The following is a 20,335-nucleotide window of genomic DNA, read 5'->3' on the forward strand; positions in this document are numbered from 1 at the left end:
GTTACCCAAAGAGAGCATGCATGGCAAGGAAGCGTTGCTTAGTTGCTGCAGGCGTTTGATAGCCGCTTTTGATCCAACGCGTTTCCATACCGGTTGCTATTTGCTCTACAGTTTTTACATTGTCTAAATGGGTCTTTGAGTAGAAGCAATCGGCATAGCAGATGAGCTTTTCCTCCAATGATTCGGGTTCATACGAGCGATCTAAGGGCAGTGGAAGATGGTCGCGCAAAACCTCATCCTGTGTTAAGCCGCTCGCAGTATGCCGTTCGCAAACCAGTGCATGGCAAGGAAGCCCTAATTCCCTCAGTAGCGCAGCACCTAATATGCCATGTTTGATGTAGGGTTCGCTCCCATAGCAATGTATCGTGGGGGCATTGGTAAGAAAGATCCCAATGTCGTGCAGCATAGCCGCTTGATAAACAAAATCCTTATCCATTGAGAGCTCGGGATGATGAGAAATGATTGCCAAAGCCTTCTCAGCCACATCGGTGGAGTGGCGTACTAATATGCGGTAGCAATCGCTCCCCGGCTCATAATACTTCGCTATGATTTCTAAAGGGTTGAGGTCGGATAAAAGAGACATAATATATAAGGGTAGAGAATAGAGCTAATGGAATTCAGAAAAGTAAGGGGAAAAGAGTCTGTTGATATTCTATAGAACTGAGCAAAAGTAGTCGGGCAGCCCCTTGAAATCAAGAAAACTGCCCGACGGAACCTTATCTCCCATTCATCATGGGAACTCAATAGCTGTTCAGTTCAGATGCTTAGCAAACGCCCTGAGCAACCATTGCCTTAGCAACCTTCATAAAGCCGGCGATATTAGCACCCTTTACATAGTTGATGTACTTACCTTCGCGACCATAAGTAACGCACTGTTCGTGGATGTCCTTCATGATCTGGTGCAGACGCTCATCAACTTCTTCGTTAGACCAAGAGAGGTGTATAGCGTTCTGAGACATTTCAAGTCCTGAGCAGCTTACCCCACCGGCGTTTACTGCCTTACCGGGAGCGAAGTTAACCTTTTCGGCTACATAGTATTCGCTGGCTTCAGCAGTACAGCCCATGTTAGAGGTTTCAGCTACAAGCGTTACACCATTCTTAACGAGCATCTTAGCATCTTCGATACCCATTTCGTTTTGTGTTGCGCAGGGCATAGCGAAGTCAACTTTCTGTTCCCAAGGCTTCTTACCGGCGAAGAACTTAGCGTTCGGGAATTTCTTTACATAGTCAGCTACTACGTCGTTGCCGCTGTTACGTAATTCAAGCATGCAATCAAACTTTTCGGGTGTATTGATTCCATCGGGATCATATATATACCCATCAGGACCGGAGATGGTAACAACCTTAAGACCTATTTCGGTAGCCTTCTGAGCAACACCCCAAGCTACATTACCGAAGCCGGAGATAGCAAGCGTCTTGCCCTTGTAGTCGATACCCAGTTCGTGGCACATGTTCTGAACAAAGTACACAGCACCGAATCCGGTTGACTCAGGACGGAGGCGAGAACCGCCAAATTCAAATCCCTTACCAGTCATTGTACCTGTGTGCTCGCGAGCGAGCTTCTTGTACATACCGAACATATAGCCTACTTCACGACCACCTACACCTATATCGCCTGCAGGTATATCTGTGTCAGGACCAATGTTACGCCAGAGTTCGGTCATAAAGCTTTGGCAGAAACGCATGATTTCAGCTTCAGAACGACCCTTGGGAGAGAAGTCGGAACCTCCCTTACCACCACCCATAGGCAGTGTGGTCAAAGCATTCTTGAAAGTCTGTTCAAATCCTAAGAACTTAAGGATGGACAGATTCACAGAGGCGTGGAAGCGGATACCACCTTTGTACGGGCCAATAGCATTGTTGAACTGTACGCGGTAACCGATATTGACATGAACCTTGCCATTATCATCAGTCCAAGGCACACGGAATGTAAAGATTCTATCGGGCTCTACGATACGCTCAATGATCCCTGCTTTTTCGAATTCAGGATGCTGATTGTATACATCTTCGATCGAAAGAAGCACTTCTCTAACAGCTTGGAGGAATTCTTTTTCTCCAGGGTGCTTTGCCTCAAGAGAGGCCATAATTTCACTCGTCTTCATAGCGACTAATATTATTTATTCTATCACCTACAAAGGTAGGTATTATATGTATATAAAGCTAATTCTAACTAACAAAAAGGACGGAATACTAATTACTTAAGCATCCTCTCCTTCAGGCTCTCGCATATTGGTAAAGACGTTTTGTACGTCTTCGTCTTCCTCAATCTTTTCAATGAGCTTATTTACGTCAGCGGCTTCCTCAGGAGTTACATCACGGTAATCTTTAGGAATGCGAACAAACTCGGCAGAGAGTATTTCATATCCCTGCTCCTCTAAGTAGCTCTGTAAAGCTGCATTAGTGGCAAAATCTCCATAAAGGGTGATACCATCCTCTTCCTCTTCGATATCTTCTACCCCGAAGTCGATGAGGTTTAGCTCCAGCTCTTCAAGGTCTATACCCTCTTTTTGTGCAATCTTAAAGAGGCATCGGTGGTCAAAAAGGAATTCCAAGCTGCCGGATGTGCCGAGGCTACCGCCATTCTTATTGAAATAGCTGCGGATATTGGCTACTGTACGCGTATTATTGTCTGTAGCTGTTTCAACGAATATAGCGATGCCATGCGGTCCGTATCCTTCGTAGTTGATTTCCTTATAGTCATCTTGTCCCTTTTCTACAGCACGTTTGATAGCACGCTCCACGTTGTCCTTGGGCATATTCTCTTTCTTTGCCGTTTGGATAAGGAGTCTCAGGCGCGGGTTGCTATTAGGATCCGTACCTCCTGCCTTAGCTGCTATTGTAATCTCTTTACCAATCTTTGTAAAGGTACGCGCCATGTTGCCCCAGCGTTTTAGCTTTCTTGCTTTTCTGTATTCAAACGCTCTTCCCATAGAGTTGTATTATAATCAGTCTGTTTTATAGATATGTTTTGTTTATTTCCTATTGAGGGGTGTACGCCTCTATCTCAATGAAGCTCCCAGCTGCTTAGTGAGAGCCGATTCAATATTTGACATGATGCGCTCTATTTGCTTGTCTGTCAAGGTAGCTTTTTCGTCTTGGATGCGGAAGCGTACTGCATAGCTCTTCTTACCTGCCGGTAGGTTCTTGCCTGTATACACATCAAAAAGGACGGCATCACGCAGTGATTTTCCTCCCGCTTTACGAGCAATATCCACAATTTCCTTAAACCTTATTCCTTCATCTAACAATAAGGCCAAATCGCGGGTTACTATTGGCATTCGATTGATCTCCTTTGCTTCGACAGGGTATTGAGCTGCCTCGCGGAAAAGGAGCTGTGTATCTATTTCGGCATAGAATACAGGCTGCTCAATATCAAAGGCAGCACAGGTCTTTGGATGGATAGAGCCGAGTGTGGCAAGCACTTGTTTGCTTCGTTTGCTCTTAAGTATGATCACGTCTTGGTAAAGCTCTTCCTCATCCGGGATCAGCTCTTCGGTAGAGCCTTTAGGAATATTGTAATGAGCCAGTATTTGTTCCACTACGCTCTTCAGCATAAAGAAGGAGGCACGCGAAGCAGGATGCCGCCAACTATCCTTATGTACTTCTCCGCTGAGCCATATACCCAGCATGGAGCGTTGAACAAAACGCTTATCCAACTCTTGTCCTCCTTCGGGATTCAAGGCATAGACATTGCCCCACTCATAGAATGCGCAGAGCGTCTGCATACTCTTGAAGTTACGTTCGATAGCTTCCAAGCCTCCATAGAGAAGAGTCTGTCGCAGTACAGCCAGCTCCCTACTCAACGGGTTGAGTAGGTGAATGAGCTTTTCTTGTGGGTATAGCTTCGCAGTATAATACTTCTCGTTGGTAAGCGAATTAGATAGTATTTCGCGATAGCCGGCACCTACCAGGTAATCGGAGAGACGTCTTTCGGCTGCTTGTCGCCTATCTTCTTCGGTGCGAACGCTCAGATTCGCCTTTAGATAGCCACTGAGCGGTACTTCATTGTATCCGTAGATGCGGAGGATTTCTTCTATCACATCGCACTCGCGCTCTACATCTGAGCGATAGCGAGGCAAACGAAGTGTGAGGCAGTCGCCCTCCTCTTGCTCTATCTCTATATCCAAGGCTGCCAATATGGTGCGTACGGCTTCAGGGGCTATCTCCATGCCTATAAATTCATTCATGTGTCCCAAGCGAAGTTGGCAATGACGCTCCGGAAGAACTTCCGAAACAATGTCAACAGGCTCGCCCTCCACTTCTGCACCACAGTGCTCCACAAGAAGTGCTACAGTACGCAATAGCGCCTCTGTACAGGCAGCCGGATCCAAACCTCTCTCAAAACGGAAAGAGGCATCTGTCGATATACCGTGCCGACGTGCGGCTTTACGTATGGCTGTAGCGTTGAAGTTAGCGCATTCAATAAATACCCGTGTGGTATCATCTGTTACTTCCGCTGCCGTAGCGCCTAATATACCTGCCATGCAGAGTACACGATTATCGGCATCGCATATCATGATCTCTTGTCCGCCCGCTTTGCGCTCTACACCATCCAGTGTGGTAAATGCTGAGCCTTCGGCAAGATGCTGTAGGGTAAGGTGGCTTCCCTTAATCTTATCCGCATCGAAAATATGAATGGGCTGACCTAATTCAAAGAGCACGAAGTTGGAGATGTCCACGATCGTATTAATACTCTTATGACCGGTTTCTTCCAAACAATCACGCAACCATTTGGGGCTTGCCCCGTTCTTTAGATTACGTAGTGTGATGCCGGTATATCGAGGGCATTCCAAAGAGGGTAGGTTCACCGATACCTGTACCCCTCCCTCGTGCTGCTTATGGGGCAGAGGGGGTAACTCAGGTTTCTTTGCTCTGATCGCCTGTCCTCTCTTGTGTGATAGGTAAGCGGCCACATCGCGTGCCACTCCAAAGTAGGAAGTTGCATCCACTCGGTTGGGCGTAATATCGATCTCAATGAGCCAATCCTCTTGCAGTTGAAACCACTCGGCTGCCGGTGTGCCGGCTTTTGCCTCCTTGGGGAGTACCATAATACCGCTGGTATCTTCTCCTACTCCAATCTCTTTTTCACTGCAGATCATGCCCATGCTCACTTCTCCGCGGAGCTTGCCTTTCTTTATGGTATAAGCTTCCCCATAGTAATAGAGTGTGGTGCCGATAGTAGCGACTACAACTTTTTGTCCTGCTGCTACATTGGGAGCTCCGCACACAATGGGCAAAGGTTCCTCTTCTCCAATATTAACGGTAGTAAGGTGCAGGTGGTCGCTATTGGGATGTGCCACGCAAGTGAGCACCTCGCCTATTACGAGTCCTTTGAGTCCACCTTTTATTTGTTCGACTTTTTCCACAGAAGCCACCTCCAATCCGATCCCTGTGAGAATTTCGCTCAGTTCGTCGGGGGTTAAGTCTCCCACTTCAGGTAAGTAGCTTTTCAGTCTATTGTATGTAACCTCCATTTAATTTCCTTCCAATTGGACTGTAATACGAGATTTATTCGTTCTTTTTGCCGGTATTGTTTTCTAATAAGTTGGGCTCTCCTGTGTCGGGGATTATCTTCATTGTCTTGAAAGCGAATGGGATACCCTTTTCGTTGAAGCAATCATAGATGCGTTTGTTGAAGTCCCAATAGAGCGACCAATAGTCAGTATTTTCACACCAAGCACGCAGCATTACATTAACGCTTGATTCTCCCAGCTCGCGAAGTACAATAGTGGGTTGCGGCTCTTTAAGCATACGTTTCTCTTCTGCAATGAGTGCTTCTAAGGTTGACTTTACAAAAGAGACATCTGTCTGATATTCTACGCTAAGAATCCACTGACAACGGCGCAACTTCATCTCGCTGCAATTGGTAATTGCGCCTGAGGTGAGTGCTGCATTGGGTATATAGACTTTGGAGTTGTCGACCGTTTTTAGGGTAGTAAAGAAGATGGCTATTTCGTCTACCTCGCCTTCCCCCTCCTTCGATATAATCCAATCGCCCACATGGAAGGGGCGCGTGAAAAGTATCACTATACCGGCTGCAAGGTTCTGCAACTGCCCGCTGAGCGCTGCACCGATGGCTACACCGGCACCTGCCAGAAGTGCTGCAAAAGAGACGGCTTGGAAGCCTAATACATTGACTGCTATGATAACGACTATCAGTATGCAGATTGTTTTCAGTAGCGAGGAGAGAAAGCTGATCACTGCCGGATCCGCATGGCGCCTTGCCAAGCTTCGACGAAATAGCTTGGTCAGTTTGCGGGTCAAAAAGATTCCGATGTAGGCCAGTATAATAGCAATGACAACCCGGATGCCAAAGTCTATCAGTCTATCTACCCACGTAGTCAAGTACCCTGAGTAATCGATACTGCGCAGGTCTTCTCCATTTGCTGCTTTGTCGGCAAATTCCTGAGCCAATTTTCCCGGCTGTAAAATCGTATCAGTGGTTTGTGGATCCATACCTATTTATTATGTAACTAATATTCTATTGAGTAGCTTATTAGCAATGAACTCTCTTTCTCTAATAGAATGCTCTTATTTTGCAAAGGTAATCAATCTGCGCCATTATGTGGCTGTGCTCTTTCGTCTAACATCCCTATGGATGAAAGAAATACTCTTAGTAAACTTGCCTTCAAGAATGTGTTGTCGGGAGCGAAGAAAGGTATAGATATTTCAATTGAAAGGTTCTGATATGTCATGAGAAAGATTCTGATGTTTTAATCAAAAGGTACTGTTGTTTTTTTTACACCACCTATCTCTCTAATGAGCGTGCTTTGCTTATGCCCCTTTCAACGTGCTCCTTAGAATGATTTGTAAATAAAACCCAATGTGCTCATCCAAAAGTTGCTTTCTGCCTATTTCAGTAAGTATATCGGCAAATAAGACGGATGTATGGTAATAGAAATATAATTCGTTATCTTTGTGTGAAAGGAGAGAAGGCGCATTTGCCCAAGTAGTTAGCTTAAATAATATAATAGGAAGTTGGGCAAGCGACGCTTCGTTATCCCAGTGTTTGTATATAGCCGTTATGGAAGAATTGAATCCTACCCCTAAAGAGAATCAGCCTCAGACAGAAGTGGCTCCCGAAGTGGAAGCTCAGACCCCTCAAGAAAAGCCGGAAGTGCCAGTACAGCAAGATTCCGATCCCGTGGCGAACGAACCTACCGCACCTCAAGAAGAGGCTACCCCTGAGCGCATCTCCGATAAGGATAAAGTTGAAGCGCATCCGGACGAAGCTCCGGAGGAGAATACAGAAGAGCAGATCGTTCGCTACTCCGATCAGGAGTTAATGGCGATGTCTACCGGTGAGATAGTAGATGCCTTGGCTACCCTTTTGGAGCAGCCTACGTTGCCCTCCAAGCGCTCTGTCGATACACTGCGTCGCATATTCAACAGCAAACTGCGTCGCTCTTCTTCCTCGAACGAAGAGGCACCTACAGAGGAAACGGAAGCATTGCAAATACAAGAAAGTCGTCTCAATGACTTATACCGAGCTTTTGTAGAGCGCTTCAGGGAGCAAATGGCTAAGCAACACGAGGAGGCCGTGGCTAACCTGGCTGTAAAGAAGCAGTTGGCAGCCCGCTTAAAGGCTCTTATTGAGAGTAGCGAGGACTTCGGGGTAATCACAAAGAATTTCAGAGAAATACAACAAGAATGGCGTAATACCGGCAAAGTGCCCGAAGCAGACTACAACGACTTACAACGCGAATGGTCACTACTGGTAGAGCAATTCTACGACCTAAGGCAGTTGAACGATGAGTTTCGTGCCTATGACTTTAAGAAAAATCTTGCCTCCAAGGAGGAACTAATTGAGCGTGCTAAAGCACTAACCGAAAGCCAGGACCCACCGGCAGCACTTCGCGAAATCAACGAATTGCATTTCCTCTGGAAAGAGATCGGTCCCGTTGAAAAAGAGAAGCGTGACGAAATATGGAAAGCATTCTCCGAATACTCCAAGATCGTGCGCCAGCGTGCCGATGATGTATTCCTCTCACGTAAAGCGGAGCAGGAACAGAATTTAGAGCAAAAGCGTAAAATATGCGAAGCTATCGAGGAGGTGCCTTATGGAGATCTCAAAACCCACCGTGAGTGGCGCGAGTACAGCGACAAGATTATAGATCTACAACGCAAATGGAAGGAGATCGGAGCAGTGCCTCAGGCTGAAGCAAAACCCCTCTATATGCGTCTGCGTGCTGCCAGTGACCTATTCTTCTCAAAGCGTACAATTTTCTACAAAGAGCTACACGAAGAGCAAAACGACATCTACGAGCAGAAGCTTGCTTTAGTCGAAGAGGCTGAGTCACTGGCTAACAGCACTAATTGGAATGAAACAGCCGACCGACTCAAGGCTATTCAGCAGGAATGGAAAGAGGGCGGATACATCACAAACGGACGTAAAAACAAAGAGCTTTGGGAGCGTTTGCGTGCCGCTTGCGATACGTTCTTCTCTGCCTACAACGAAAGGCGTAAGCAGCGCCGACGTGCTTATCAGGAGCAAGTGGGAAATCTGAAGCGCAAACAGCAGTTGACTAAGGATGCCGAAAAGCTACTTGCCAATGAGGAGGGGCTTGCCCGCGAGGAGGTTGAAGAGCGTTTGGGTAAGATAGTAGAAGAATTCAGAAGTGTGGGACATGTGCCCATGAAGGAAAAGGATGCCGCACACAGAGCCTTCTACGATAAAGTAAACGACACGTTGCGCAAGTTCAATATTGTGCTACGGACTAATCAAGGCCGTAACCACAATCAGACCACGGACAATAAAGCCCGCTCGGGGGAAGACAACAACACACCCATCGCGGAGATCAACGACGTAAAGCAAGCCAAGCAGCGTATGGAAGCACTTATCCGGGAGAGAGATCGGATACGTACACAAATAATGACCGCTTCCGGCAATGCAGGGCTCATCACGAGTAGTAGTGAGTGGGGCAACAAAATGATGCAGGGCGTAGAAAAGAACATTGACGTGCTTAAGCAACGCCAAGAAAGCATTATGCAAAGCATTGCTGAGTGCCGTGCTAAAATCAAAGAGCTCCGAGATGAAAAAGAAAAACCCACCCAATCAGAGGAGGGGCAAGAAAACGTAACTGAAGAGTAAATTATTAGTATATGGCGAATAAACGAGACCTAAAGCGAGATATGCGCATTATTGCCGACAATCTGGCGGACGATATCTATGCGCTTAAGCGTAGTGCGCTAAGCGATGCCGAAAGGGAAAAAGCGAAAGAGCTGATCAATCGTGTGGCTGCCTTGGAGGCTAAAGGAGTAAAAAAGGTGAGTGAGGCGGTTAAATCAGTAAAAGAAAAAGAAAGAGCATCCTCTTTCTTTGCCAAGCTCCGCCGAGAATTTAATGAAGATGTAGCACTCATCGAAACTGAGATAAAGAAATTAGTGCACTAATCGGGAATGCATCCATACCGAGACTTCCGCTCCGGTATGGATGCTTTTCTTTTACACCAAAGGAGCGCTTCTTGGCCGCTTTGGTGCCTTAACGGATAATCAACTTCTCCCTATACAGACATTTCCGCCTTCGCAATGCAAACAGATCATTTAAAGATTGGTGCTGCCCAATTGGATATAGCAATTGGCCATGCAGAAGCCAACCTTCACAAAGTACAGCAGTACACCACTCAGGCGGCAGCAGAAGGATGCGACCTAATCGTCTTTCCGGAAGTAATCACCTCGGGATTTGCCGATTTTGAACGTTTAGCCGAATTACCTCCCTATACCTCTTTAGAAACGATCAGGGAATTAGCGATCAGCCACAAAGTGGCCATTGCCTCCTCTATGCTTTTGCGTGAGGGTGACTCCATATACAATCGCATCTTTTTAGCCACTGCCGAGGGCGATCTACTTACCCAAGATAAGCGTCATCTATTCTCTCCCGGTGGAGAGGCCCAATATGTTTCTCCGGCATTAGAAAGGCATATTTACCTCTTCAAGGGCTGGCGGATTCTGCTGACAGCTTGTTATGATCTGCGCTTCCCGGTGTGGTGTCGCAATCGCAATAATGAATACGATCTTATCATCAATTGTGCCAACTGGCCACAACCGCGTCGGCGTGTGTGGCAAACGCTACTAAACGCACGCGCTATGGAAAATCTCTGCTACGTATGTGGGGTTAATCGAGTGGGCACAGATGACGATGGGTTGCATTATACCGGAGACTCGGCCATAGTAGATCCACGCGGCAATCATCTTGGCGAGGCTACACCCGAAGAAGAACAGTTTTTCTCTGCAATCATTGAACGTGAACCGATGGAGAAACTGCGTCATAAGTTCCCTGTATGGAAAGATGCCGATTTGTTCACACTTATATACTGACGTGTAGCCTATTCTGATTTATGGGAGTTAAGCATAAGCGGACAGCCGGGTGGGTACTGTCCGCTTTTACTTTAGAAAAAAGAGGGCACTTACTGCCAAATGATCGCTCACACCTCCTAAATAGTGTGTCCCTCCATAGGTGCGAAGCGGAATAGAGCGTCCATCAGCCAGACGACGCATAGATAGGTGCGGCACATTAGTTACTGATCCTACCACTACCTTTACACCTCCAAGTGTACGGTCTAACAAACTTCTTGAGACGATGAAGCGGTCCAACTGCTCTGTAATACCTCCGTAATAGTAGCTGCCGGGGTAACTGTCCTTACTCAGAAGGGTAGTAATGTCATACAAATTCGCTTGGTCGGACAAAGGGGCATCTTTGCACAAAGGCGGAAAGAGATGGATCGAGGAGCGGTCATAGGGCGTGGCATTAAAGTCCCCCAGAATAAGAATAGAGCGGTTGGGGTCTACAGCCAGCAAGGAGTCACACTGAGTAGCTAAGAAGGTCATCGCCTCGTTGCGCACTTTGCGAGATCTCCACGCTCCCCCTCGGCGAGAGGGAAGATGTACAATCAGCAAATCCAAAGGCGCATCATTGAAAAAGCGTCCTTCTACATGGAGTATGTTACGACTTCGCTTGGTAGTATCAGAGATAAACGGAATAGTCCACTCTTCCGATCCGACAATACGGAAACGATCCTCCAGATAAAGAAGCGCTACATCCATACCGCGCGGATCATCACTGCAAGAGATCGTATAGCGATAGCCGGCGGCACCCAAGGGAGTTGTAGCAAGGAGCACATCCAGCACACAGGCATTCTCTACTTCACAAAGGGCAACCAACCAGGGCCAAGTAGTACCTCCTGCGTTACTAATGGCTTCTGCTATTGCTTGTAGTTTGCGATTGTATCGTCCCGACGTCCACTCTCGGGCCGCTGTAGGAAGGTATTCAAAGTCGTTATAGCCGACATCATGGATCGTATCGCATAAGTTTTCCACATTAAAGGTCACTATACGGAAAGCCTCTTGCCCCTTTGCGGAAATGCCTCCACACCCAAAGAGCAATAGTAGCACTACTCCCCAAACTGCCTTTCTCACCGCCATAGCACAAAGATAAAGGGATCTTTGCGATATATTGCACAATGGTTATGCAAAGAGGACTGCACCTACAGCGAGTACAGCCCTCTCCAACAATCAAATGGGTTGCCCTTACCTTTTAGGAAAGAAATGAAGCATCAAATCCAAAAGGAAGCAGGAAGGAATTATCTTCTAATATTAACGCATCTCTTTCTCCCGGTAAGATAATACGAATGGGCGTCTTATATCGCGTGCTTGTCTCAAGTATTACTTGTCGGCATCCTCCACAGGGAGAGGCCCTATTCACGCGCTTCTTACCCTCTGCAAAAGCTACTATCAGTAGTTCTTTTACCGCCTTGTCGGGATAGGTAGCTCCGGCATGAAAGAGTGCGTTTCGCTCTGCACAAATACCCTGCGGATAGGAGGCGTTTTCCTGATTACTGCCTGTAACGATGGTGCCGTCTTCCAAACGAAGTGACGCTCCCACGAAGAAGCGACTATAAGGTGCATAGGCATTGCGGGCGGCTTCTATTGCAGCAGTTTCTAATTCGATTAAGGCATCGTCAAACTCTTCACGAGGCAGAAGACGATAGTTTATGTGGAGTTGTTGTTCTTTCATGGGTTTAGAAATTAATTCCAAAGGATAGAGTAGCCTTATTACTGTGCGTGTTGATGCGGATAGGATCGGGAGTTTTTATTATTGCATTCCCATTGTTATCGCAATAAGTCGGGAAGGGGTAAACTTTACTCTTTTGCGTACTATAGACATAAGCGAAGTCCATATAAAAACACTTTGTGAAGTGGTATCCTATCCCACAGGTGAAGGCATTTGCTCCGCTCTTGAACTCGTAGTGAGGTATTGTGCCGGCGGTACGTACTTTGGGTCCTGCCGTGGGGAATGTGTAATTCTCTCCTTCCACATCACGAGAAGGAGCTGTTTGCCACAATCCTCCGACACGAAGTGCCAAACGAGATATGGGTTTCACCTCTAAGCCGACACGCATCGTATGAGCGGCCTTGTAGTGCTTCGATATAGCATCATTATCTAAGGTGAAAGGTCCTATATCATCGGATATGCGCATCATACCATAAGGAACTAACTCATAATCAAAACTGATCAGCCCTAAGTTCTTGTAGGTATAGGCTATCCCGAAAGAGAGACGAGTAGGAGTCATCAGATTGTACACATAGTAGGCATCGGCCGGCGTACTTGCCGCATAATACCATTCCTTTTCGGGTAGCAAATGGCCATCCTTATCCAAGCCTTGGGAGTAACGTGAGTTGCCCCATGCTCGGTAGGTGTCGGTAAAACGATAAAAAGTGGGTGTGGTCAATGCAAATCCTAAGCGCAAGCCATCTACAGGTAATGCAATAAGCCCAAGCGAGAATGCAAAGCCGTCTCCTCGAGTCGATAATTCATTCTTTAAGTTTAGATAGTCGTCAAAGGGAAATTGCTCATTGTATTCGCTTCGATAGTTCATGCGATTATACATATACTTGAATGAGAAGCCTGTGTAAAGTATATCGCGGTAGTTGAATCCAAATGAGAAGTCGTAATCGCGTGTATAACCGGATTCGGAGAATCGGAGTAGGCTGTTTGCCGGTCCGTAGGGGAGATATCGTCCTGCGGAAGCATCGTAATACTCAAAGGCCGAAGTGTAATAGGAACCCATATCATCCTTCCGAGCAGATGTCCAGCCACTCTGGTAACCCAAGATAGCTAACCAAGAGGCCGCTCCATCTACATAGGGATCATAATTGGACCTTGAAAAAAAGTCTGTCTGAGGAAAACCGTCCGGTGTAACTTTGGCAGTGAAGTCGGCTAAGGAATATTCGGTAGGGCGGCGGGAGGATATACCTATGCTTCGATTATACACATAGCTTTGATTCATATTGAAAGCGAAGTTGAACGAATAGTCCCTCTTTTTATCAAAGAAACTTGCTACATATCCCAATTGTCCGGAGTGAAAGTCAGTCTTTCTCTTTGCATTCGTTTGATTATACCAAGACGTTCTTACATCACGTGAGTCGGTATTCATTGTATAAACGAATTCAGACTTACGAAAAACAGCCGTTGCTGCAGGGTTGTAGGCAATGGCAGACAGATCCCCTCCTAAGGCCGTAAAGGCACCGGCAAGAGATTCATAACGAGCCGTCCCGCTCAATGCTTTCTGACTCAAACGAAAGGCATCTGTTTCGCTCTGTGCACTTACCGAAAGAGTTGCGGAAAAGAAAAGCAACGAGAGCACTATATAGCAATTACGTATTTTCATTTTTCTAATATTCATATTGTGTGTTGACGTTCATTCTGTACAACAGAAGTTTCTCCCACAGGGGGAGAGACTACTGCGGCTCTATTATTTAGCGTCCTCTATGTCCTCCGGAGCTTGAGGTGGAACCGGAAGAACTTGGCGAGGAAGAGGAGGAAGAGGGAGACGAATAGCTACCTCGACCACTTCTACTTGATGGAGAAGAATAGGTATTGTCCCTTGATGTAGACGAAGGTCTTGTATTCATAGTTGAAGACCTACGCTGACTCGGCTCAACGGACTTATAAGAGCCTCTACCACTTCTGTATGATGGAGTACTTACCCGCTCTCTACGTGTGGGGGAGGTTGTAGAGGGATCTGTACGGAATACCCCGCCTCTGGAGATGCCGTCATAGCTGCCACGACCTCTTTGATCTCTACCCAATTCACGCCTTTCACGCTGATTGCCTACAGAGTTTCGTCTATCGTTGTCAATTCGCTCAAACTGACGACTCCGATTATTTGAATTGCGATCTGTGATGATTGTACGCCCTTCACCCTGATTGAATGAACCTCGCCCTCGCTCGTTCGTAACAAAACGATCGTTGTCGGTAATACGCTTATTTGGATCAGTCCAATAGGAACCGCGGTCATAACGTCCGCGCTGTATAAGCTCATCTGATGCTACACTACTTCTGCCGTTACGATTTTGAGTAGTACCATTCGAGGCTACTACACGTCCACGCTCTACACGGTTATTAGAAGCATAGGAAGAGGCTCCTCTACGTCCATTGGCGTAGTAGTTGCGACTGTAGTAACGTCCCGAATAGGGGTCGTACCCATAGCTCCCATCCCAGTATCCATCCCAATAGCCATCACGATATCCGTAGCCATAACCACCCCCGTAGCCATATCCCCAAGCATAGCCAGGCCCAAAGCCATAGCCGGGACCCCACCAAGGATCGTAATAACCCCAGCGAGATCTGCCCCAAGGCCAATAGGAATAATAGTAGTACCGTACCCAGGGGTCAGAGTAATACCAAGGACCATACCAAGGATCATACCAAGGGAAATAGGAAGAACTTCCATAGCCCCATCCATAAGAAGGATATACATTGATCGATACATTACCGTCATACCCGTAGTAATCCTCCTTGTAGCCATAATCATAATCCCCGTAACGGTCATTATCAACGATTACGACCACGTTGCCCGACTGTGTATTCATCAGTATGGTAGCAGGGTCATGGAAGCGGGCTATTCGTGAAGAGTATTGACCGGAATGACGCTTCTTCGCTTTATTCTTATAAGCTTTCTTCCCGGACTTATTGCCATAGGCTACTCCACGCTTCACTTGTGCATTGTCATTCTGGCCTCGGTGATTATAGGCATCTATGTCGTCCTCGCTCAAATCGTAGCCATCTTGTGCATATTCATCTTCTGCATAAGCCTCCTCTTGGGCTCGCTGCCGCTCCCATTCAAGGCGATCTTTCTTCATCCGCTCGGCTTCTGCTTTGCGTGCCGCTTCACGCTCTTTCTTCGCACGAGAGGGAGTATAATACACATCGTCGTCATAGTTCTGCGCCATGCTCCCGATGCTTGTCATTCCCATGATGAGAGGAATGATTAGTGCGGTTAAGATTATTCGTTTCATGTTGCTATAATGTTAGTGTATCTTGCTATATCTTTTATTACGCATTTGCGTATCTTGTGTTTTTGACGGCTTGACAATCATCTATTTTATTAAATGGGAGCCAAACATTCTTATTTATCTAATTAGAGTGCTCTTCTCGTTGGTCGTTTAATAAACAAGCATCTAAAGCCTTACATCGTAAAGATAGTAATAAAGAAAGAATAAAGAGTAACTTTCCGAGCAAACAATAGAAAAAAGGTATCTTTCCCTGACAATTAGGCAACTCAAAAATAGAGTACAAAGAGGGATTACAGCACCGCAATAAGTATTTTTCTTTGTAGCTTTACGGAGGATATGTCGCAGAATAGTAAAAACATCACAACGGAGGATCCCTTTCAAGCGCAAAAGGATGAAAATGCTCCTCAAAATAACCATACAAAGGAGCAAAAGCCTAAGCCGACCAAGCGTATTGGCTTCTTATTCAAGCGAGTGGGACGCTTCTTTGATCGAGAAATATGGCACGTTGAGCGCAATGAGATAAAGGGAATTAAGGGCTTCGGCATTAATGCCCTGAAGGTGCTTTATCTAACGATTGACGGCTTTACACGGGATCAAATTGGACGAAAGGCAACCTCGTTGGCTTATAGCACTGTACTCGCCATCATTCCTTTGTTGGCTGTAGTGGTAGGAATAGCAAAGGGCTTCGGCATACAGGACTATATATCTAGTTTCTTGTATGAATATCTGCCTACCCACCGCACTGAGCTTAACCAAGCCTTTGACTATGTAGAGAACTATCTGACACACGTCAGGAGCGGTTATTTTGTGGGAATCGGGGTAGTACTTCTCTTCTACACCGTGTTCAATCTTCTCACGACAATTGAAAATACATTCAATGAGATATGGGAGATCGACCATAACCGTCCATTAGGCAGCCGAGTAGCCAGTTATATGGGCATGCTACTGCTTCTACCGGTTATGATCACCATATCCAGCGGTCTTACGCTGATGATGAGTACGGTCAATAATACCTTTCTGAGTGAATATGCCATCATCGGTCCTGTGGCAGAGCAGCTATTTAATATTCTTCCCTATGTGCTGATTATCTTCGTTTTCACGGGACTATTCATGGCACTTCCCAATACGAAGGTACACTTTATACCGGCTCTTATATCGAGTACTATTGCGGGTATTGCTTTCCAAATCTTCCAGATGCTCTACATTAATGGCGTGTTGTGGATTACTAAGTACAATGCCATTTACGGAAGTGTGGCTGCCTTTCTCCTGCTTTTGCTGTGGATGCAACTTACCTGGATGATTACGCTACTATCTGCCAAGCTATGTTATGCCATACAGAATGTAGATAACTTCTACTATCACAAAGAGTCTGCCCGCATCTCACGACGCTATCATGATTTTCTTGCGCTTATTATAGTGGGACATATCATGAAGCGCTTTGTAGATCCTAATCAATCGGAACTATACGATGCCCCTTCGCTGGCGAAAGCTTGCGATATGCCTATTGTACTCACTCGACGTATTGTTAGAGAGTTACTTGATGTGGGGGTAATTACAGAGGTGATAAACAGAAAAAAGGATCACCGTACCCCTTCCTATTTACCTGCTATAGCACCCACTCAGCTTACAGTAGGCATGCTGTTAGAAAAGATTGATCGCTGCGGTACGGAGAATTTTAAGGTGGATTCCTCCACTCGCTTTGCCGGTGAGTGGCGGCTGATCAAAGAATCGCGAGAGGGGCTTTTCAATGCAACCGGCGAAACATTGGTCAAAGATCTTCCCCTCACTGCTGAGTAAGAGTAGCCTGTCCGATTACTCCACGTAAAGGAGAAAGCCCTTTAGATACTCTGTCTCCGGATGATATATATTGATGGGGTGGCAGGGTGCTTGACCTAATTGGCGCAGTATTCGTATTGGACGCTGTGCATCCAAAGAGGCGGTAAGAAGAGCCAAACGGAAGTCTTGTAGCGAAACTAATTGGGAGCAACTAAAAGTAAATACGAAGCCTTGAGAAGCGACCTTCTCTAAAGCCAATGCATTGAGTTTACGGTAACCACTCAGTGCATTTCTTATATTTCCTCTACGCTTTGCAAAGGCAGGCGGATCGACAATCATAAGATCGTAGGTGCCTTTTGTCAATCCACTGAGGTATTCGAAAGCGTCTTCCGTAACAGTATCGTGACGTGCGGCAATAGCTTCCTCAAAATTGTCGTTCACCGCCTGTGCTGCCGCCTCAGTAGCCCGCTTACTACTATCGAGAGAGACCACCTTTGCAGCTCCGCCTTTTAGCGCATATAGTGAGAACCCTCCCGTGTATGAAAAGAGATTAAGTACATGCTTATCTTTTGCATACTGAGCGACCAAAGCCCTATTCTCTCTCTGATCAATAAAGAATCCCGTTTTTTGACCATGCAGCCAGTCTGCCGCTATACGTAAGCCGTTTTCAAAAAGTGGCTCCTCTATGGCTTCACCTACCAAATAGCTATTGACCGTTGCAAAATCCATTGTCTCCGGTAGTGTCATTACGGATTTGTCAAATACGGCTTTTATTCCAAATTCAGGGAAATCACCCTGCAAGATATGGGCTATGAGTGTTCTTCGACGATACATGCCTACCGTATGAGCCTGCAAGACCGCTGTAGAACCATACACATCAATTATCAATCCCGGCAAGCCATCCCCTTCGCCATATACCAACCTATAGACATTGTTGTCCGAACGTATCAATCCCAGAGCAAGTCGCAAGCGGTAAGCTGCATTGAGTCGCTCTCTAAAAAGATCCTCTTCTGAGGTAAAAAGGTCCGGTGTAAAAGTAAGGATGCGCACGAATATAGAGTCACCCTCGTATAACCCCAAAGCGATCTCCTCATGCTGACAGGTTACGACCCTTACCAAATCACCCACTTCCGGCTTTCCCTCTACCTGTGCTACTGCTCCGCTAAAGACCCAAAGATGACGTCTTTTAAGGGATGTTTCACGAGAGGGCTTTAGTACAATGGTAGCACGTATCATGCTATTCTTGCTTTCGTCTATATTTTTCAACATGAGTTAAGTTATTTTGCTATTAGGGGATTATTGTACGCTGCCCAAGACTTTGTGCAAGCGCTTTCTTCAATTCGTTTAGCTTTTGCATAGAGAGCAAGATCTCGGCTAATCGCTTGCTACTCTCTTCATCAGAGGCATTGCCGAGAGCTGCCAGTTCAGCTCCATACTTATCTAAACGGCGGCTTACAAACTCTGCTTTAATCCCATTGATCAAGCGCACAACGGTATCGAGGAGGGTCTCAGGGTCAGAGAGTTCATTTTCATCATCTACCCCCATTGAATCACGTGAATAACGGCTTAGGTGGTATTTATTGCTTAGTAGGTCTACAGCCAGCTTAGCTATTTCTTCATCTTGATGGTTGGCAAAATAGGTAGCCGGCTTAGCCGAGGAATTTTCATCCAATAGGTGTATGCATTCATCTAAGCAGCGAGTAAAGATAGGGGAGCAGTCATCCACCTCATCCGCTTCCAGGGCTGCCTTTACAAAGTGCGCTAAGGTATAGCATTCTTCACTTCCGTCTTCGTTGGCAAAATGAAAAAGAAAGTCGCCCTGCCTAATAAATTCACGAAGCAGAGCACGCTCATTCACCGTGATCGGAGTTCGCTTCTGCACCTGCTTCGGCTGAGATGTTGTGGGTAATGCTTGGGATAGGGGAGGCGTAGTTGGCTGGGGCCCCGTTCGCAGCTGTTCGTAGCGAAAGTTTCTTATTTGTCGTAGGAGGAGTGCTTCGTCGGTACGTAATTCCTGTGCTACAGTTTGGGCAGAGAAACTTCGTTCAACGGGATCGGGGATCCGTGCTATTGAGCGGAGGAGGTCGTTTGTCAGCGCTGCTCGCTCTACGGGGCTTTTGGCAATTTCTTCGCTGTATAGTTTCGTTTTGAAGGTTATAAAATCGGTCTCATGCTCCTCTATATAAGCCTCAATCTCACTATTGCTGTGCGTCTGTACGAAGGAATCCGGATCGTGTTCAGGAGGCAGTACCAATACTTTGATGTGTACCCCTGCTTCAAGCATCAAGTCAATACCGCGTATTGCTGCCTTTATTCCTGCCGCATCACCATCGAAAAAGAGTGTTACATGACGAGTAAAGCGCCTAATCAGACGTATTTGCTGTAGCGTAAGGGCGGTGCCACTTGTGGCCACTACATTCTCTATTCCGGCTTTGTGCAGGGCGATCACATCCATATACCCTTCAACGATAAAGCACTTATCCTTCTGGCTAATCGTTTTTTTTGCTTGGTAAAGTCCGTATAGCTCGTTGCTCTTCGAATAGATGGGGCTTTCCGGAGAGTTGATATACTTAGCACTCTTGGTATTGCGTGAAAGAATGCGACCCCCAAAGCCTACAATACGGCCACTGACACTATAAATGGGAAACATAATTCGCTCCCTAAAGCGATCTCTGGCAGTGGAATAGGTTTCGTTAGGCGGTGTGGCTAAGCCGGTTTCGTACAGATACTTTACATTGTATCCCTCTGCTGCAGCTCGATCATGCAATGCGGTGTATTGTCGTGGGGCATACCCAATACCAAATTTGTCGACTAACGCTCGTGTAATGCCTCTGCTTCGTAAGTAGGGTAATGCTACTGCAGCTCCCTCATCCCCCTCTAATAGTTCGTTTCGAAAGAATTCTTGGGCAAACTTCTGCGTCAGATACATACTTTCAGCTTCGTTTTGCTTCTCTCGCTCCTCATCGGTCAACTCTTTTTCAACTACGGGGATATGATATTTTTGCGCCAACCGCTTTAGGGCATCAGCAAAAGAGAGCTTTTCCAACTTCATTACGAAGGAAACAGGTGTGCCCCCTTCTCCACAAGCAAAGCATTTGCATATATTTTTTGATGGAGAGACATAGAAGGAGGGTCGCCTATCATTGTGAAACGGACATAACCCCACATAATTAACCCCGCGCTTATGTAACGTTACATAGTCGCCCACTACCTCAACAATATTGGCAGCATCAAGGATTTTCTGTTTTGTTATGTCGTCTATCAT

General features: G+C 46.4%; 15 protein-coding genes. 4 read left to right on the plus strand and 11 right to left on the minus strand.

What is annotated here, in order from left to right:
• Window position 1: 1 nt before the first annotated feature.
• The 5 genes from ACLWMH_RS01210 to ACLWMH_RS01230 all read right to left on the minus strand — a co-directional run bounded on the left by ACLWMH_RS01210 (window position 2) and on the right by ACLWMH_RS01230 (window position 6,456).
• A complete protein-coding gene (locus ACLWMH_RS01210) occupies window positions 2-583 on the minus strand; it encodes an HDIG domain-containing metalloprotein (protein WP_411914938.1) in 582 nt (193 codons plus the stop codon).
• A gap of 181 nt (window positions 584-764) precedes the next feature.
• On the minus strand, window positions 765-2,102 hold the full coding sequence (gene gdhA, locus ACLWMH_RS01215) for an NADP-specific glutamate dehydrogenase (RefSeq protein ID WP_411914939.1): 1,338 nt from the start codon (window positions 2,100-2,102) through the stop codon (window positions 765-767).
• 96 nt (window positions 2,103-2,198) lie between these two features.
• Window positions 2,199-2,930: a YebC/PmpR family DNA-binding transcriptional regulator gene (locus tag ACLWMH_RS01220; RefSeq protein WP_411914940.1), complete on the minus strand. Its 732-nt coding sequence runs from the start codon at window positions 2,928-2,930 to the stop codon at window positions 2,199-2,201.
• Window positions 2,931-2,999: 69 nt separating this feature from the next.
• Window positions 3,000-5,474, minus strand: a complete 2,475-nt coding sequence (gene pheT / locus ACLWMH_RS01225; RefSeq protein WP_411914941.1) for a phenylalanine--tRNA ligase subunit beta — start codon at window positions 5,472-5,474, stop codon at window positions 3,000-3,002.
• A gap of 34 nt (window positions 5,475-5,508) precedes the next feature.
• Window positions 5,509-6,456 (minus strand): mechanosensitive ion channel family protein, encoded by a 948-nt coding sequence (locus ACLWMH_RS01230; protein ID WP_411914942.1) that lies wholly within the window; start codon window positions 6,454-6,456, stop codon window positions 5,509-5,511.
• A 568-nt stretch (window positions 6,457-7,024) separates the two neighbouring features.
• On the opposite strand from ACLWMH_RS01230, the gene ACLWMH_RS01235 reads away from it, so the two are divergent.
• The 3 genes from ACLWMH_RS01235 to ACLWMH_RS01245 all read left to right on the plus strand — a co-directional run bounded on the left by ACLWMH_RS01235 (window position 7,025) and on the right by ACLWMH_RS01245 (window position 10,317).
• Entirely contained in the window at window positions 7,025-9,091 is a 2,067-nt protein-coding gene (locus ACLWMH_RS01235) for a DUF349 domain-containing protein (RefSeq protein ID WP_411914943.1), read from the plus strand.
• An 11-nt stretch (window positions 9,092-9,102) separates the two neighbouring features.
• Window positions 9,103-9,393, plus strand: a complete 291-nt coding sequence (locus tag ACLWMH_RS01240; RefSeq protein WP_411914944.1) for a hypothetical protein — start codon at window positions 9,103-9,105, stop codon at window positions 9,391-9,393.
• Window positions 9,394-9,528: 135 nt separating this feature from the next.
• Window positions 9,529-10,317 carry a nitrilase-related carbon-nitrogen hydrolase gene (locus ACLWMH_RS01245; RefSeq protein WP_411914945.1) on the plus strand — a complete coding sequence of 263 codons (789 nt, stop codon included), beginning with the start codon at window positions 9,529-9,531 and terminating at the stop codon, window positions 10,315-10,317.
• A 66-nt stretch (window positions 10,318-10,383) separates the two neighbouring features.
• On the opposite strand, the gene ACLWMH_RS01250 is transcribed toward ACLWMH_RS01245, so the two are convergent.
• The 4 genes from ACLWMH_RS01250 to ACLWMH_RS01265 form a co-directional block, all read right to left on the minus strand.
• Entirely contained in the window at window positions 10,384-11,421 is a 1,038-nt protein-coding gene (locus ACLWMH_RS01250) for an endonuclease/exonuclease/phosphatase family protein (RefSeq protein ID WP_411914946.1), read from the minus strand.
• A 112-nt stretch (window positions 11,422-11,533) separates the two neighbouring features.
• On the minus strand, window positions 11,534-12,013 hold the full coding sequence (locus ACLWMH_RS01255) for a cytidine deaminase (protein WP_411914947.1): 480 nt from the start codon (window positions 12,011-12,013) through the stop codon (window positions 11,534-11,536).
• A gap of 4 nt (window positions 12,014-12,017) precedes the next feature.
• On the minus strand, window positions 12,018-13,682 hold the full coding sequence (locus ACLWMH_RS01260) for a hypothetical protein (RefSeq protein ID WP_411914948.1): 1,665 nt from the start codon (window positions 13,680-13,682) through the stop codon (window positions 12,018-12,020).
• 73 nt (window positions 13,683-13,755) lie between these two features.
• A complete protein-coding gene (locus ACLWMH_RS01265; RefSeq protein ID WP_411914949.1) occupies window positions 13,756-15,297 on the minus strand; it encodes a hypothetical protein in 1,542 nt (513 codons plus the stop codon).
• A 333-nt stretch (window positions 15,298-15,630) separates the two neighbouring features.
• Between ACLWMH_RS01265 and ACLWMH_RS01270 the strand changes: the two genes are divergently transcribed.
• A complete protein-coding gene (locus tag ACLWMH_RS01270) occupies window positions 15,631-17,091 on the plus strand; it encodes a YhjD/YihY/BrkB family envelope integrity protein (protein WP_411914950.1) in 1,461 nt (486 codons plus the stop codon).
• A gap of 15 nt (window positions 17,092-17,106) precedes the next feature.
• On the opposite strand, the gene ACLWMH_RS01275 is transcribed toward ACLWMH_RS01270, so the two are convergent.
• Window positions 17,107-18,339 (minus strand): class I SAM-dependent rRNA methyltransferase, encoded by a 1,233-nt coding sequence (locus ACLWMH_RS01275; RefSeq protein ID WP_411914951.1) that lies wholly within the window; start codon window positions 18,337-18,339, stop codon window positions 17,107-17,109.
• 19 nt (window positions 18,340-18,358) lie between these two features.
• A complete protein-coding gene (gene dnaG, locus ACLWMH_RS01280; protein ID WP_411914952.1) occupies window positions 18,359-20,335 on the minus strand; it encodes a DNA primase in 1,977 nt (658 codons plus the stop codon).

The sequence above is a fragment of the Porphyromonas miyakawae genome (assembly GCF_045865415.1).
In the GTDB taxonomy this organism is placed as follows: Bacteria; Bacteroidota; Bacteroidia; order Bacteroidales; family Porphyromonadaceae; genus Porphyromonas; species Porphyromonas miyakawae.

Excerpts from the sequence above, each read along its gene's own strand:
- ACLWMH_RS01210 (WP_411914938.1), bottom strand. The coding sequence starts at position 583 with ATGTCTCTTTTATCCGACCTCAACCCTTTAGAAATCATAGCGAAGTAT.
- gdhA (WP_411914939.1), bottom strand. The coding sequence starts at position 2,102 with ATGAAGACGAGTGAAATTATGGCCTCTCTTGAGGCAAAGCACCCTGGA.
- ACLWMH_RS01220 (WP_411914940.1), bottom strand. The coding sequence starts at position 2,930 with ATGGGAAGAGCGTTTGAATACAGAAAAGCAAGAAAGCTAAAACGCTGG.
- pheT (WP_411914941.1), bottom strand. The coding sequence starts at position 5,474 with ATGGAGGTTACATACAATAGACTGAAAAGCTACTTACCTGAAGTGGGA.
- ACLWMH_RS01230 (WP_411914942.1), bottom strand. The coding sequence starts at position 6,456 with ATGGATCCACAAACCACTGATACGATTTTACAGCCGGGAAAATTGGCT.
- ACLWMH_RS01235 (WP_411914943.1), top strand. The coding sequence starts at position 7,025 with ATGGAAGAATTGAATCCTACCCCTAAAGAGAATCAGCCTCAGACAGAA.
- ACLWMH_RS01240 (WP_411914944.1), top strand. The coding sequence starts at position 9,103 with ATGGCGAATAAACGAGACCTAAAGCGAGATATGCGCATTATTGCCGAC.
- ACLWMH_RS01245 (WP_411914945.1), top strand. The coding sequence starts at position 9,529 with ATGCAAACAGATCATTTAAAGATTGGTGCTGCCCAATTGGATATAGCA.
- ACLWMH_RS01250 (WP_411914946.1), bottom strand. The coding sequence starts at position 11,421 with ATGGCGGTGAGAAAGGCAGTTTGGGGAGTAGTGCTACTATTGCTCTTT.
- ACLWMH_RS01255 (WP_411914947.1), bottom strand. The coding sequence starts at position 12,013 with ATGAAAGAACAACAACTCCACATAAACTATCGTCTTCTGCCTCGTGAA.
- ACLWMH_RS01260 (WP_411914948.1), bottom strand. The coding sequence starts at position 13,682 with ATGAATATTAGAAAAATGAAAATACGTAATTGCTATATAGTGCTCTCG.
- ACLWMH_RS01265 (WP_411914949.1), bottom strand. The coding sequence starts at position 15,297 with ATGAAACGAATAATCTTAACCGCACTAATCATTCCTCTCATCATGGGA.
- ACLWMH_RS01270 (WP_411914950.1), top strand. The coding sequence starts at position 15,631 with ATGTCGCAGAATAGTAAAAACATCACAACGGAGGATCCCTTTCAAGCG.
- ACLWMH_RS01275 (WP_411914951.1), bottom strand. The coding sequence starts at position 18,339 with ATGTTGAAAAATATAGACGAAAGCAAGAATAGCATGATACGTGCTACC.
- dnaG (WP_411914952.1), bottom strand. The coding sequence starts at position 20,335 with ATGATAGACGACATAACAAAACAGAAAATCCTTGATGCTGCCAATATT.